The sequence below is a fragment of the Janthinobacterium sp. PAMC25594 genome (assembly GCF_019443505.1).
Classification (GTDB): domain Bacteria; phylum Pseudomonadota; class Gammaproteobacteria; order Burkholderiales; family Burkholderiaceae_D; genus Janthinobacterium.
This window is the reverse complement of record NZ_CP080377.1, coordinates 6,105,720-6,118,900: the sequence shown is the minus strand read 5'-3', so window position 1 is coordinate 6,118,900 and position 13,181 is coordinate 6,105,720. Positions and strand designations below refer to the sequence as shown.

Genomic DNA, 13,181 nt, shown 5'->3' with positions numbered 1-13,181 from the left:
TTTTACCCCTCAAACCTCATCAAGGCTCAGTCCGCCGGAGAAAATTGCACATAGTCAACATTATTTGAGCGGTACTGAATAGTTCCTCTAAACAATCCCAGCCTGCCCGACGTAGCTCCCGCCATGAAAAACCTGCTCGCAAGCGGGTTTTTCATGGGCGAGACCGAACTTGCAAGCTAATTTACAGGCTGTAGCGCAAGGTCAGCGCCACGTTGCGCGGCGCACCCGGCAAGCTCAGGTTCGGGCTGGAACCGTGGCCCGACACGATGTAGCGCGTGTCGCCGATATTGTTGACGTTCAACTGCACTTCATAGCGGCCCGTGCGGTATGCGGCCATGGCGTCGGCCGTCACGTAGCCGGGCAAGACCACCGTGTTGCCCGGATTGGCGAAACGGCTGCCGACGGCATTCGCGCCGCCGCCCACCGTGAAGCCGTGGCCCAGGTCTTTCGTCAGCCACAGATTGGCCGTGTTGCGCGCGGTCAGGGTGGCGCGCTTGCCTTTGACCGGCACTTCTCTGGCAATGATGCCGCCCGGCACATTGACGCTCTTGTCGACGGCGATGGAGTCGGTGATGGTGGCGTCCAGCCAAGCATAGCCGGCCATCATTTTCCAGCCGTCATGCAAGTCCGCGTTGAAGGTCAGTTCCAGGCCGTCCGTGCGCTGCGTGCCGACGGGCACGATGCGGTTCGTGATGGGGTCGCTGGTCTTGATGTTGTCGCGCTCCAGGCGGAACAGCGACACGGTGGCATTCGCGCGGCCGCCCCACAGCTCGTACTTGGCGCCCACTTCCGTGTTGCGCGTGGTTTCCGGCGCCAGGTCGGCGTTATTCGCGGCCAGGGCGAAATTCTCGCCACTGGGCTGGAACGAGCGGCTCCACGACGCGTAGTACGACTGCGTCGCGCCCGGTTGCCAGACGAGGCCGGCGCGGGGGCTGTAGGCCGCATCCGTGCGTGACAGGTCCGCCGTCGTCACACCAAGCGCATTGGCCAGGCGCGACTGCTGTTTATACCGGTCGTAGCGCAGGCCGGCCAGCGCCTTCCACTCGTCGCTGAACGCAATGGCATCCTGCACGTAGGCGGCGGCCGTGTCGTAGGTACCGAAGGTATCGCTGCGCGCGCCCAGTTTGCTGCGATCGACGACGGGCAGGACAGGATTGAAGATCGACACATTCGTCGCCACCACGGTCGAAGCCCAGCTGTTGGCATCCTTGTTTTGCTTGCCGAACTCGGCGCCGTACAGCACTTCGTGGCGCAGGCTGCCCGTGACCAGTTTTTGCGTCAGTTCCGTCTGGTTGAACCAGCCGCTCTCGTCGCGGTTCAGCTTGGCGTGACCGAGGTTCATCGTGCCTTTGACTTCGTTGACGTTGCCGGAAATATTCGTGTTGTTGCGGTCCAGGTGGTAATCGTAATAGCGGAAGGCATTGCGCAACGACAAGGACTCGCTGAACTTGTGCGTCAGGGTGGCGGCCGTGGAGACCACGCGCGACTGGCTGAAGTCCGCATCGCGGGCGTTGGCGGCGCCATAATAGGTGCCCGCATCGACGGCGACGGGACGGCCATGCCAGGACGGGATGCCGAAGTCCGTCAGGCGGCGGTCTTCCAGATAGTCGCCCTGCAGCAGCAGTTTCGTCGCGCTCGACAGGCGGATGGCCACGGAAGGCGCGATCGCCGTGCGGTTGATGAATTGCTGGTCGCGGTAGCTGTCGGACACTTCGCGCGCGCCCGTGACGCGCCAGTCCACCGTCTCGCCCACTCTGCCCACGTCGACTTCGCCGCGGCGCCCTTTTGTATTCGTCAGGCTCAGGGCCACGTCCGTGATATCGATGCCGGGCTTTTTGGTGATGCGGTTCACCAGGCCGCCCGAGGAGCCGCGGCCGTACAGCACGGCGGCCGGCCCCTTGATCACTTCCAGTCGCTCCACATTCGACAGGTCGCGGAAATACAGGGCGTCATCGCGGAAGCCGTCGACGAACTGGTCGCCGATGGCCGTGAAGCCGCGGATGAACACCTGGTCGCGCTGGCCATCGCCGGTGGACAAGCCCACGCCGGGGATGTTCTTCATGATGTCCTGGATCGACATGGCGTTCTGGTCGCGGATGACGGCGGCCGGCACCACGTTGATCGTCTGCGGCACGTCGCGCAGGGCCATTTCCGTCTTGGTACCGCTGGCGGACGTGGCGGCGACATAGCCATTGTTGTCCTTCGACGCCGTCACGGTGACGGCGGGCAAGCTTTCCTGTGCCCAGGCCGCCAATGGCGTGGCGCCAAAGGTCAAGGCGCCCAGTACGGCGATGGTGATCGGTTTACATCCTGGCTTGCGCTGTTGCTGCATACAATTCCCTGGTCGATTATTTAATACGAATGATTATCATTAGTATTTTATCAGCCGGCGCGGCGAAAAGTAAGGCGAAATGTAAGTGATAGTACTTATGAATCAGGTACTTGATGTAAAAAAGCAACAATGAGTTAATATCAATAAGTAATTAAAATTGCCGTAAAAAACTATTTCCGTGCGTCAATGCTATACTTGCGGTTGCTGGTTAGCGGCATCCCAGGCCGCCACACCCCTTGCTTTACCTCCAACGCCGTGCACAGCGCGGCGCGCCGCAATGCAATCACGCGGCACCCGAAGACCCCGATCCCCTGCGCCTTGCGGCGCCTGTCCGCCCCTGCTGGCGGCGGCGATCATGACTATTAAATTGTTAGGAATTACATGAAAAACCTGAACATCGGCAGCCGCCTTGGCGTCGGCTTTGCTGTCGTATTGCTGTTGCTTGCCGCCTTGACCATCACCGCCCTGGTGCGCATGCAAACGGCCAGCGACCTGACCTACCGCCTCATCAATACCAGCATCAAGAACCAGCGCATGGTGGCCGAATGGTCGAAGATCATTGAATTGAACAGCGTGCGCGGCGTGGCCTCGTTTGAAATCACCGATCCTGTCGTGCGCGCCAAGATCGAGGCAGACTTGAAAGTCGATGCGGACCGCTCCAGCAAGCTGCAGGACGACATCATCGCCTCGCTGCTCAACCCTGCCGTGATCGAGCAGTTCAAGGTCGTGCGCAAGGTGCGCACCGATTATGTGACGACGCGCGCACGCGCCTTCAAGATGAAGGCCGACGGCGACGTGGCGGGTGCCAAGGAAGTGTTCGAGAAGGAAGTCGCGCCGATCACCGTGGCTTACCTGGCCGAAGTAAAACGCTTTGCCGGCATGCAGATCAAGGCGGCCGACGGCGTCGGCAACAGCATCATCGAGGCCTACAGCAGCACCCGCATCTTCCTGATCACCATGGGCGTGCTGGCCGTGCTGATGGGCATCGGTTTCGCCTGGTGGATCACGCGTTCGATCACCGGCCCCATCCGCGCCGCCGTGAAAGTCGCGGAAACCGTGGCAGCGGGCGACCTGAGCAGTGTCATCACGGTGCAGGGCCGCGATGAAACGGGCCAGCTGATGCATGCACTGAAAACCATGAACGACAGCCTGGTCGGCATCGTCGGCCAGGTACGCAGCGGCACCGACACCATCGCCACGGCGTCCGCGGAAATTGCCGCCGGCAACCAGGACCTGTCGTCGCGCACGGAACAGCAAGCCAGCTCGCTGGAAGAAACGGCCTCGTCGATGGAAGAATTGACCTCGACCGTGAAACAGAATGCCGACAACGCGCGCCAGGCCAGTAAACTGGCCGGCGACGCGGCCGGCATCGCCAGCCGCGGCGGCGCCGTGGTGGCCGAAGTGGTCGCCACCATGGGCGAGATCAATACCTCGTCGAAGAAGATCGTCGACATCATTTCCGTCATCGACGGCATCGCCTTCCAGACCAATATCCTGGCCCTGAACGCGGCCGTGGAAGCGGCCCGCGCCGGCGAACAGGGTCGCGGCTTCGCCGTCGTGGCAACCGAGGTGCGCAACCTGGCGCAGCGCTCGGCGGCGGCGGCGAAAGAAATCAAGGGCTTGATCGACGACTCCGTGCAAAAGGTCGACGTGGGCACGGACCTGGTCGACAAGGCCGGCAAGACGATGGAAGAAATCGTGCAAAGCATCGGCTTCGTCACCTCCATCATGAGCGAGATCAGCAACGCCAGCGAAGAGCAGAGCGCCGGCATCGAGCAAGTCAACCAGGCCATTTCCGAGATGGACCAGGTAACCCAGCAAAATGCGGCGCTGGTGGAAGAAGCCTCGGCCGCAGCCGAAGCGATGCAGGAACAGGCGAGCGAACTGGCGCAGGTGGTCAGCGTGTTCCGCCTGGACGCCAACGCGGCGGCGACCGACCGTTTCAGCATGAAAGCGGCGCAGCGCAGCGCGCCGGCCGCGCCAGCAACCCCGGCCGCGCCTGCCCGCAAGGCCTCGGCCCCTGCCCTGCGCCTGCCCGTGACGCGCAAGAGCGGCAAGGCGCCGGCGCCGGCCGAAGGCGAGTGGGAAGAGTTTTAAGTCCGCATCAACCGCAAGAACAGCTATTGCCGGCGTATCTCGGCAATAGCCGCCTCCAGCACCTCGTCGCGCCCGGCCCGTATGCCGGCAAGCGTGGGCCTGACCTCGATATCGGGGATGATGCCCACGCGCTGCGTGGGGCGCCGGTCCGGATAAAACACGCCGGTGCCGCTGATCAGGGTGCTCAAGCCGCCCGGCAGCGCAAACCGCGAGCTATTGCCATCGGCGCCGGCCGTGGTGCTGCCGACCACCTTCGCGCGCGGCGCCACGCGCAAGGCCATGGCCGTGTACTCAGCCCGGCTCTGGCTGACTTCATCGACCAGCAGCATGACCTTGCCCGCATAGTGCGGCGCTTGCGGACGCAAGACCTCGGCCCCGGTCCAGTGGAAGGCGCCGGGGTTGCCAAGGTCGCCCTTGGTAAAGCGGGCAAACTCCGTGGGCCGCTCGACCAGGTAGGCCCCCAGGTCAAAGACGACAAACTCGCGCGGGTAGTTGCGTATATCGATAATCAGGCCGCGGCTGCCCGCCGCCGCTGCCATATGCGCCGCCACGTCGGCCCGCTTGAGGTTCGACAGCTTGAGGTAGGCGATATCGTCGCCCAGGCGCTGGAACGTTTCCCCTTCCCTGTCATGCGTATCCGCACCCGCTTGCCGCCTGGCTGGCACGCGCTGCACCGTCAACTCCACGTCCCCCTGCTCGCGGCGTAGCTGCAGCCGGGTTTCACCGCAAGCGCCAGTCGTCAGCTTGCCCGCCATGTCGCGCAGCCGCGCCGCTTCATTCGATGCCGCATAGTAGGGCCGCCAGGCGGCGACCAGTTGCGCCACCGGCACGCCATCGACGCTGGCGATGACGTCGCCGACCTGCAATCGCGTCGCCGCCCCGGCTTCGGCTTCCCGGTAGCCGACCACCACGGCGCCGTTGTCGATGAAGCGCAGCTTGACTGGCAAGTGGCACTCGCCCACGGGCGGACGCACGTGCAGCGAACTCCACAGATTGCTGTGGGTATCGTGCAGGCGCGCGATCACGGCCATCATTTCCAGCTGATAGCTGGCGCGGTCCCTGGCCAGCGCGATACGCGGCAGCGACTGGCGCAGGACGTCATCCCAGTTTTCGCCTGTCATATCGCGGTAGGGCGACCAGTATTCGATGATATTCCAGAAGCGAAACAAGGCCAGCAACTGAAAGCCGGCATCGGGCAGCGCTATATTCTCGTAGGCGATCTCATGCTCAAAGACGGGATTGCCCAGCTGCTCGTGCAAGCGCAGATAAAACTGGCTGGCCGACGCCGGCCGGCGCAGATAAATGTGCCGCAGATCGGCACGCAGGCCGGCGCCGAGCAAGCTCGCATCGTCCAGCCATTGCAGTGCGGGACGCAGATGCAGCTCGCCCTGCGCCGGGACGGCACAAGGGTCGCAGTCGGCAAGTGTCCCAAGACCGGCGATCCATTCCCGCAGCACGGCGTCGCCCGCCGCCCTGTCGGGCGCGGCCAGCATGCGGGGCATGACACGCAAGAGTTCGTAGTCCCACTGCCGCCCGCCTGCGGTGATCAAGGGGTGATGGTATTTCAGGAACCCCCATACCTTGCCGAGCACGGCGAGATTGTCGACTTGCGCTGGCGTCACGGCATCGAGCGCGATGCGCGAGCCGGCATCGAATGCGTGATCGGTATCAAACGCGGCGTGGCCGCCGTCCTGCGCAAAAGCCAGGGGTGCCGCACCAACGAACAGAATGGCAATGGCTGGCATGCACCAGCGCGCCAGCCGCAAACAGGGTATCCATTTCATCGAGCATCCTTCTCGACAGCAAATCAGCTCAGGCGGGCTTGCGCATCCGCGACCAGGGTAGCCAGCTCGCGCGGCACCGCCTGCGCCAGGAAATCGAGCGCCAATTGTTCCGGATCGATGGCGGCGTCCGGCGACAAGCCATGCTCGAAGCCGCCCACCATGATGCGACAGAAATGCGGTGATTCCACCCGCGTTTCCACATACCAGCAGCCCGCATGGCCTTGCACGAAGTATTCGCCGATAAAGTAGCCGAGCATGGTTTTCACCCATTGCCAGCTCTCGTCGCGGATGACGATGGTGCGCATGGCCGCATCGATGTACGGCAGGTATTCGGCCGCGTTCGTCAACACTTCGTGCGCCGGCTGGATGCCCAGGCGCTCGACAAAGTTCACCAGCGAGGCGCCCAGCGCGTCATAGTAGGCATCGAAACCCGCCTGGCTTTGTTGCAGCAATTGTTCTTGTTCGTTCGACAGCATTCACACTCCACAGACATTCAGCAATCCCCTATTTTACGCCACGCTCACATCCACTCCGGCCCGCTGCAGCAAGGCCTCATTGCGGGCGGACAACTGCGTCACCTGCAGGTACTTGCCCGCCTTGTCGTAGCGCTCATACAGCGCCTCGATGGCGGCGATGGCCGAGTGATCGGCCATGTGCAGATGCCGGCAATCGAGAGTCACGCGCGCCGGGTCGTCCGCCGGCTGGAACAGCTCCTGGAAGTGCGTGGCCGAGGCGAAAAACAGGGTGCCGTGCGGCAAGTAGACGCGCATGCCAGGACTGCTGTCATCGATGTCGGCACGCATGTCGCGTGCATGTTGCCAGGCAAAATTCAAGGCGGCGATGACGATGCCGCACAGCACGGCCATCGCCAGGTCCGTGAACACCGTGATGACCGTCACGGCGACGATCACCAGCGCATCCTGCAACGGTACCTTGCCCAGCACGCGCAAGGAACCCCAGGCAAACGTCTGCTGCGCCACCACGAACATCACGCCCACCAGCGCGGCCAGCGGGATGCGCTCGATCAGCGGCGAGAGGAACAGGATGAACAATAAAATCATCACGCCGGCCGTCACGCCCGACAGGCGCGAGCGCCCGCCCGAGCTCAGGTTGATCATGGTCTGCCCGATCATGGCGCAGCCGCCCATGCCGCCAAACAGTCCCGACACGACATTCGAGGCACCGAGGGCGATGCATTCGCGGTTCGGCTGGCCCCGCGTTTCCGTTATCTCATCGGTGAGATTGAAAGTGAGCAAGGTTTCCAGCAAGCCCACCATGGCCATCAGCGCCGCATACGGGAAAATGATGTGCAGGGTCGCCATGTCCAGCGGCACGCTGGGCCAATGCAGGGCCGGCAAGCCGCCGGCGATATGCGCGAGGTCGCCCAGGGTGCGCGTGGGCAGGTGCAAAAAATGGCTGAGCAGGCCCACGCCCAGGATGGCCACCAGCGCGGGTGGCACGGCCTTTGTGATGCGCGGCAGCACGTAGACGATGGCCATGGTCAGCGCCACCAGCGCGCCCATCACGAGCAAGGGCGTGCCTTGCAGCCAGGTTTCGCCGTGCGGCGTGGCCTGGCGAAAGTGTTCCAGCTGCGCCATGGCGATGACGATGGCCAGGCCATTCACAAAGCCCAGCATCACCGGGTAGGGCACCATGCGGATCAATTTCCCAAGGCGCAAGATGCCGAACAGCGCCATGATGATGCCGCTGAGCACCACGGTGGCCAGCAGGTATTGCACGCCATGTTGCGCTACCAGCGCCACGATGACGACGGCCATGGAACCTGCGGCGCCCGAAATCATGCCGGGGCGCCCGCCAAAGATGGCCGTCAATGCGCAAATGATGAAGGCGCCATACAGGCCCATCAGGGGATTCAACTGCGCCACCAGGGCGAAGGCGATGCATTCGGGCACCAGGGCGAATGAGGTGGTCAGGCCAGCCAGGACGTTTTTTTGTAGATTCGAGAACCACTCTTCCCGAAATGTTGCGTTGATCATTGATTCAAATCCAGGGTCGGAACGGGGAAATACCGGCCTGATGGAAAATAATCGGGCGCAGCCATGCCAGCGGGCGTCACAGAAAAGCTGCGCTGAGCTTGAACGGAACAGAAAAGTCGTCAGTGACTACATCGGTATGGCGGAAAGGGGGAAGTTTCATCAAGGCGCCAGGCGGCGCGGCTGAGCTTGCTGGCATTATACAAGATGCACAGCGGGCAAAAAAATAGCCCACTCGAAAGTGGGCTATTTTTTTTCATCTGGAGGCGAGGACGGGAATCGAACCCGTCTAAACGGCTTTGCAGGCCGCTGCATAACCTCTTTGCTACCTCGCCAGAGGAACTGCTTGGATGCGCCTTGCGGCCCACCTTGAAAACTGGAGCGGGAGAAGAGTCTCGAACTCTCGACCTCAACCTTGGCAAGGTTGCGCTCTACCAACTGAGCTACTCCCGCATTGGAGCTTGTTTACCGCTTAATCACGCCGCATGACTGCTTTGCGGCGGATAAAAAAAGGAAGCCAGCTTAGCTTCCCCTTAGAATTCTGGAGCGGGAGAAGAGGCTCGAACTCTCGACCTCAACCTTGGCAAGGTTGCGCTCTACCAACTGAGCTACTCCCGCATGGAGCTTTCATTTACTGTTATTACGCCAATTACTATACTGCTTCGAGCTTTTACTGGAGCGGGAGAAGAGGCTCGAACTCTCGACCTCAACCTTGGCAAGGTTGCGCTCTACCAACTGAGCTACTCCCGCTTTGCAACATCATTCTACTTCTTTTTACTGCGCCATTACTACCTTCGAGCACTGCTGAACCAGCATACACTGGAGCGGGAGAAGAGGCTCGAACTCTCGACCTCAACCTTGGCAAGGTTGCGCTCTACCAACTGAGCTACTCCCGCAGTGGACCACATTGTATCAGAAGCTCTATCACATCGCCAGTACTACTTTTTGCTGCATCTGCTGTTTTTACCTATGACACGATCCAGAAAACTGGAGCGGGAGAAGAGGCTCGAACTCTCGACCTCAACCTTGGCAAGGTTGCGCTCTACCAACTGAGCTACTCCCGCGTCATCAACAACAGGCCAGCATTGTAAAGGATTTACAGGGGCTGTCAACGGGCAATATCTGGTCTTTTGCAAAATATTTGGGGTCGGACCCTTTGGGTCTGACCCCAGCTCTTGCGTTTGGGCTAAACAATTCAATGCAAGTTGCCGGCCTTTTCCTTGATCAGCGGCCATGCCAGGCGCAAATAATAGAACATCGACCATACCGTCAGCACGCAGGCGATCCACAACAGGCGCTCGCCCCACACGTGCGTGTCGACCGCGCCGAAGATCACTTCGTGGTACAGCAACAAGGGAATGGCCGTCATTTGCGCGGCCGTCTTGATCTTGCCGATCGAGCTGACGGCCACCGATTTCGATGCGCCGATCTGCGCCATCCATTCGCGCAAAGCGGAAATGGTGATTTCGCGGCCGATGATGATGAAGGCCAGCACGGCATTGACACGGTCCAGCTGCACCAGCACCAGCAAGGCGCCCGCCACCATCAGCTTGTCGGCGACCGGGTCGAGGAAGGCGCCAAAGGCCGAGGTCTGGTTCCAGCGTCGCGCGAGAAAACCATCGAACCAGTCGGTCACGGCGGCAACAATGAAAACCAGGGTGGCAACCAGGTTCTGGTCGCCATGCAGCAGCATCGACGGCGGCAGGTAAAACACGCCGACGACGAGCGGGATCAGGGCCACGCGCAGCCAGGTCAAAAGAATGGGAATATTAAAAGGCATAAGGAAGCAATCGGCCGACGGGTAAATTGAACATGAAGAAAGCGTGAAGAAGCGCCACTAGTCTACATGGCCCCACGGTATTAGCCTAGTCCGGTTGCCGCGGCACCGGACCAGGCCTGTCTTGATTAATGCAGCTGCTTGTAAATTTCTTCCGCGAGCTGCGTGGAAATCCCCTCCACCGACATCAGATCCTCGACGCTGGCATCGACCACGCCGCGCAAGCCGCCAAAGCGCGACAGCAGTTTCTGGCGGCGCTTGGCGCCGATGCCTTCGATCTCTTCCAGGCGCGAGGTCTGGCGCGTCTTGGCCCGCTTGGCGCGCATGCCGGTAATGGCGAAGCGGTGCGCCTCGTCGCGGATTTGCGCGATCAGCATCAGCGCCGCCGATTCCTTGCCCAGTTCCTGCGCCGCGCGGCCATCGACGAACAGCAGGGTTTCCAGGCCCACCTTGCGCCCTTCTCCCTTGGCCACGCCGACAATCAAGCTGATATCGAGTCCCAGCTCGGCAAACACCTGACGCGCCATTTCGATCTGTCCCTTGCCGCCATCGATCAGCACCACGTCGGGCATCACGCCGTCGCCATTGGCCACCTTTTCGTAGCGGCGCATCAGGACCTGGCGCATGGCCGCGTAATCGTCGCCGGGCGTGATGTCGTTGATGTTGTAGCGCCGGTATTCGCCATTCTGCATGGCGTGATGGTGGAACACCACGCACGATGCCTGCGTCGCTTCGCCCTGCGTGTGGCTGATGTCGAAACACTCGACGCGCAGGCTGTCGAGGTCTTCCGTTTCCAGGCGCAGCGCCTCGGCCAGCGCGCGCGTGCGCGACTGCTGCGAGCCCTGCTCCGACAACAAGCGCGCCAGCGAAATCTCGGCGCCCTTTTGCGCCATCTCCAGCCACTGGCGGCGCTGTCCCTGCGGCTGGAAGATCAGGTTGATGCGGTGGCCGCACTGCTCCATCAGCGCCACCATCAGGGCCGGCTGGTCGAATTCGATATTCAGGATCAGGGTGCCGGGGATGAATTTTTCCGTGTAATGCTGGGCCAGGAAGGCGGCCAGCACTTCCACCTCGATCGGCTCTTCGGCAATCGCCGCCGCATCGCTGAGCTGGCTGGGGAAGTAGGCGCGGTCGCCCAGGTGGCGCCCGCCGCGCACCATCGCCAGGTTGACGCAGGCGCGTCCGCCCTGCACCAGCACGGCGAGGATATCGACGTCGGCGTCGCCCGTCGTTTCCATGCTTTGCTGGTGCAGCACGCGCGACAGCGAGGCGATCTGGTTGCGCACCACCACGGCCTGCTCGAATTTCAGCTCGGCGGCAAACGCGTGCATCTTCTTTTCCAGGTCCGCCATCACTTCGCTCTGGCGCCCGCGCAGGAAGCGCGCCGCGTTTTCCACGTCGTTTTTATAGTCTTCCTTGCTGATCAGATCCACGCACGGCGCGCTGCAGCGGCCGATCTGGTGCAGCAGGCAGGGACGCGTACGGTTGGCGTAGACGCTGTCCTCGCAGGTGCGGATGAGAAACACCTTTTGCAGGATCTGCATCGATTCCTTGACGGCCCAGGAACTGGGGAACGGCCCGAAATACTGATTTTTCTTGTCCACCGCGCCCCGGTAATACACCATGCGCGGCGCATCCCCGTTCGTGATTTTCAGATACGGATACGATTTATCATCGCGGAACAGGATGTTGTAGCGCGGCTGCAGCGCCTTGATCAGATTGTTTTCCAGGATCAGGGCTTCCGCTTCGCTGTGCGTGACGGTGGTTTCCAGGCGCGCGATGCGCTCGACCATCATGGCGATGCGGGGGCTGGCCAGGTTCTTCTGGAAGTAGCTGGACACGCGCTTTTTCAGGTCACGCGCCTTGCCAACGTACAACACCTTGTCGGCGGCGTCGAAATAGCGGTACACGCCGGGCAAATTCGGCAGCTTGGCGACGGTGGCCAGCACCTGCGCGCGGGGATCGGGTGGCGTTTCCGCCAAGTTCGGTTCTGGGCTTGCTTCGGTCATTGCTGGCTCATTCTTGCGCTGCTTGCTCCACGATCACGAACGCGACCGCATACTCTTCTTCATCGCTGATCGTCACTTGCGCGCTCAGCCGGTTTTTCTCCATGAAGTCCGCCAGCACGCCGCTGCAGACGATCATCGGCTTGCCGCTGGGGTGATTCAGCATCTGCGCGGCGGGCCACGTCATCGGCATGCGCAGGCCCAGGCCGATGGCCTTGGAAAACGCCTCCTTGGCCGCGAAGCGGGTGGCCAGGAAACGCACGCCGCGCACGGCGTTTTTCGCGCTGCGGGCGCGGAATTTCTCCATCTCCTGCGGCCCCAGTATTTTCTGCGCGAAACGCTCGCCATGGCGCGCCAATGCCGCCTCGATGCGGGGAATCTTACAGATGTCGGTGCCGATGCCGTAGATCATGGGCTTGTCCTATGCCTTGTTGCCCAGGCGCGCAGCCACCATGATGGCCTTCATTTCGCGCACGGCGTTTTCCCAGCCGACAAACACGGCATGCGCGACGATGGCGTGGCCGATGTTCAGTTCGGTAATGTCAGGAATGGCGGCAATCGCCTGCACGTTGGTGTAATGCAAGCCGTGGCCCGCATTGACCTTCAAGCCACGCCCCACGCCGAACAGCACGCCCGCCTTGATGCGTTCCAGCTCGGCCAATTGCTCGGCGCCCGCCGTATCGGCGTAGCGGCCCGTGTGCAGCTCGATCACGGGCGCACCGAGTTCGGCGGCGGCGGCGATCTGCTGCTCGTCGGCATCGATGAACAGGCTCACGCGGATGCCCTCGCCCTGCAATTGCTTGACGGCAGCCTGCACTTCCTTGAAGTAGCGCACCACGTCCAGCCCACCTTCGGTGGTCACTTCCGTGCGTTTTTCCGGCACCAGGCACACATCTGCCGGGCGGATGCGGCAGGCGAAATCGATCATTTCCTGCGTCACGGCCGCTTCCAGGTTCATGCGCGTGAGCAACTGCGGCGCGATGGCGATCACGTCCGCATCCTTGATGTGGCGGCGGTCTTCGCGCAAATGCAGGGTGATGGCGTCGGCGCCCGCCTGTTCGGCCAGCAGGGCCGCGCGGATCGGGTCCGGGTAGGCCGTGCCGCGCGCATTGCGCAAGGTGGCCACGTGGTCGATATTGACGCCCAGGTCGATGACGGGGCCGGAAGGCTGCAAAAAGCTCATAGTGATGG

9 protein-coding genes and 6 tRNA genes are annotated in these 13,181 nt (G+C 62.0%); 1 reads left to right on the top strand and 14 read right to left on the bottom strand.

All coding sequences use genetic code 11. The features are described from left to right. Positions 1-181 precede the first annotated feature (181 nt). The gene (locus KY494_RS27440; RefSeq protein ID WP_219888974.1) at positions 182-2,332 is read right to left on the bottom strand and encodes a TonB-dependent siderophore receptor; all 2,151 of its coding nucleotides are present in this window, start codon (positions 2,330-2,332) and stop codon (positions 182-184) included. Positions 2,333-2,713: 381 nt separating this feature from the next. Between KY494_RS27440 and KY494_RS27435 the strand changes: the two genes are divergently transcribed. Then, on the top strand, positions 2,714-4,429 hold the full coding sequence (locus KY494_RS27435) for a methyl-accepting chemotaxis protein (RefSeq protein ID WP_219888972.1): 1,716 nt from the start codon (positions 2,714-2,716) through the stop codon (positions 4,427-4,429). A 23-nt stretch (positions 4,430-4,452) separates the two neighbouring features. On the opposite strand, the gene KY494_RS27430 is transcribed toward KY494_RS27435, so the two are convergent. The 13 genes from KY494_RS27430 to pdxJ form a co-directional block, all read right to left on the bottom strand. Then, entirely contained in the window at positions 4,453-6,213 is a 1,761-nt protein-coding gene (locus tag KY494_RS27430; RefSeq protein ID WP_219888970.1) for a S41 family peptidase, read from the bottom strand. Between the two features lie 23 nt (positions 6,214-6,236). Then, positions 6,237-6,689 carry a hypothetical protein gene (locus KY494_RS27425; protein ID WP_219888968.1) on the bottom strand — a complete coding sequence of 151 codons (453 nt, stop codon included), beginning with the start codon at positions 6,687-6,689 and terminating at the stop codon, positions 6,237-6,239. A 33-nt stretch (positions 6,690-6,722) separates the two neighbouring features. Then, a complete protein-coding gene (locus tag KY494_RS27420; protein WP_219888967.1) occupies positions 6,723-8,210 on the bottom strand; it encodes a SulP family inorganic anion transporter in 1,488 nt (495 codons plus the stop codon). Between the two features lie 258 nt (positions 8,211-8,468). After that, positions 8,469-8,542: transfer RNA gene (locus KY494_RS27415), tRNA-Cys, on the bottom strand. A gap of 42 nt (positions 8,543-8,584) precedes the next feature. Beyond that, positions 8,585-8,660, bottom strand: a tRNA-Gly gene (locus KY494_RS27410). Between the two features lie 89 nt (positions 8,661-8,749). Next, positions 8,750-8,825, bottom strand: a tRNA-Gly gene (locus KY494_RS27405). Positions 8,826-8,881: 56 nt separating this feature from the next. After that, a tRNA-Gly gene (locus KY494_RS27400) sits at positions 8,882-8,957 on the bottom strand. A 70-nt stretch (positions 8,958-9,027) separates the two neighbouring features. Continuing rightward, positions 9,028-9,103: transfer RNA gene (locus KY494_RS27395), tRNA-Gly, on the bottom strand. A gap of 92 nt (positions 9,104-9,195) precedes the next feature. Continuing rightward, positions 9,196-9,271: transfer RNA gene (locus KY494_RS27390), tRNA-Gly, on the bottom strand. A gap of 131 nt (positions 9,272-9,402) precedes the next feature. Continuing rightward, entirely contained in the window at positions 9,403-9,987 is a 585-nt protein-coding gene (gene pgsA, locus KY494_RS27385; RefSeq protein ID WP_219134525.1) for a CDP-diacylglycerol--glycerol-3-phosphate 3-phosphatidyltransferase, read from the bottom strand. Positions 9,988-10,112: 125 nt separating this feature from the next. Then, positions 10,113-11,993: an excinuclease ABC subunit UvrC gene (gene uvrC, locus KY494_RS27380; RefSeq protein WP_219134524.1), complete on the bottom strand. Its 1,881-nt coding sequence runs from the start codon at positions 11,991-11,993 to the stop codon at positions 10,113-10,115. Between the two features lie 7 nt (positions 11,994-12,000). Then, on the bottom strand, positions 12,001-12,402 hold the full coding sequence (gene acpS, locus KY494_RS27375; protein ID WP_099763141.1) for a holo-ACP synthase: 402 nt from the start codon (positions 12,400-12,402) through the stop codon (positions 12,001-12,003). A gap of 9 nt (positions 12,403-12,411) precedes the next feature. Beyond that, positions 12,412-13,173 (bottom strand): pyridoxine 5'-phosphate synthase, encoded by a 762-nt coding sequence (gene pdxJ / locus KY494_RS27370; protein ID WP_141170034.1) that lies wholly within the window; start codon positions 13,171-13,173, stop codon positions 12,412-12,414. Positions 13,174-13,181: the final 8 nt, after the last annotated feature.

Excerpts from the sequence above, each read along its gene's own strand:
- KY494_RS27435 (WP_219888972.1), top strand. The coding sequence starts at position 2,714 with ATGAAAAACCTGAACATCGGCAGCCGCCTTGGCGTCGGCTTTGCTGTC.
- pdxJ (WP_141170034.1), bottom strand. The coding sequence starts at position 13,173 with ATGAGCTTTTTGCAGCCTTCCGGCCCCGTCATCGACCTGGGCGTCAAT.
- pgsA (WP_219134525.1), bottom strand. The coding sequence starts at position 9,987 with ATGCCTTTTAATATTCCCATTCTTTTGACCTGGCTGCGCGTGGCCCTG.
- uvrC (WP_219134524.1), bottom strand. The coding sequence starts at position 11,993 with ATGACCGAAGCAAGCCCAGAACCGAACTTGGCGGAAACGCCACCCGAT.
- KY494_RS27420 (WP_219888967.1), bottom strand. The coding sequence starts at position 8,210 with ATGATCAACGCAACATTTCGGGAAGAGTGGTTCTCGAATCTACAAAAA.
- KY494_RS27430 (WP_219888970.1), bottom strand. The coding sequence starts at position 6,213 with ATGAAATGGATACCCTGTTTGCGGCTGGCGCGCTGGTGCATGCCAGCC.
- KY494_RS27425 (WP_219888968.1), bottom strand. The coding sequence starts at position 6,689 with ATGCTGTCGAACGAACAAGAACAATTGCTGCAACAAAGCCAGGCGGGT.
- acpS (WP_099763141.1), bottom strand. The coding sequence starts at position 12,402 with ATGATCTACGGCATCGGCACCGACATCTGTAAGATTCCCCGCATCGAG.
- KY494_RS27440 (WP_219888974.1), bottom strand. The coding sequence starts at position 2,332 with ATGCAGCAACAGCGCAAGCCAGGATGTAAACCGATCACCATCGCCGTA.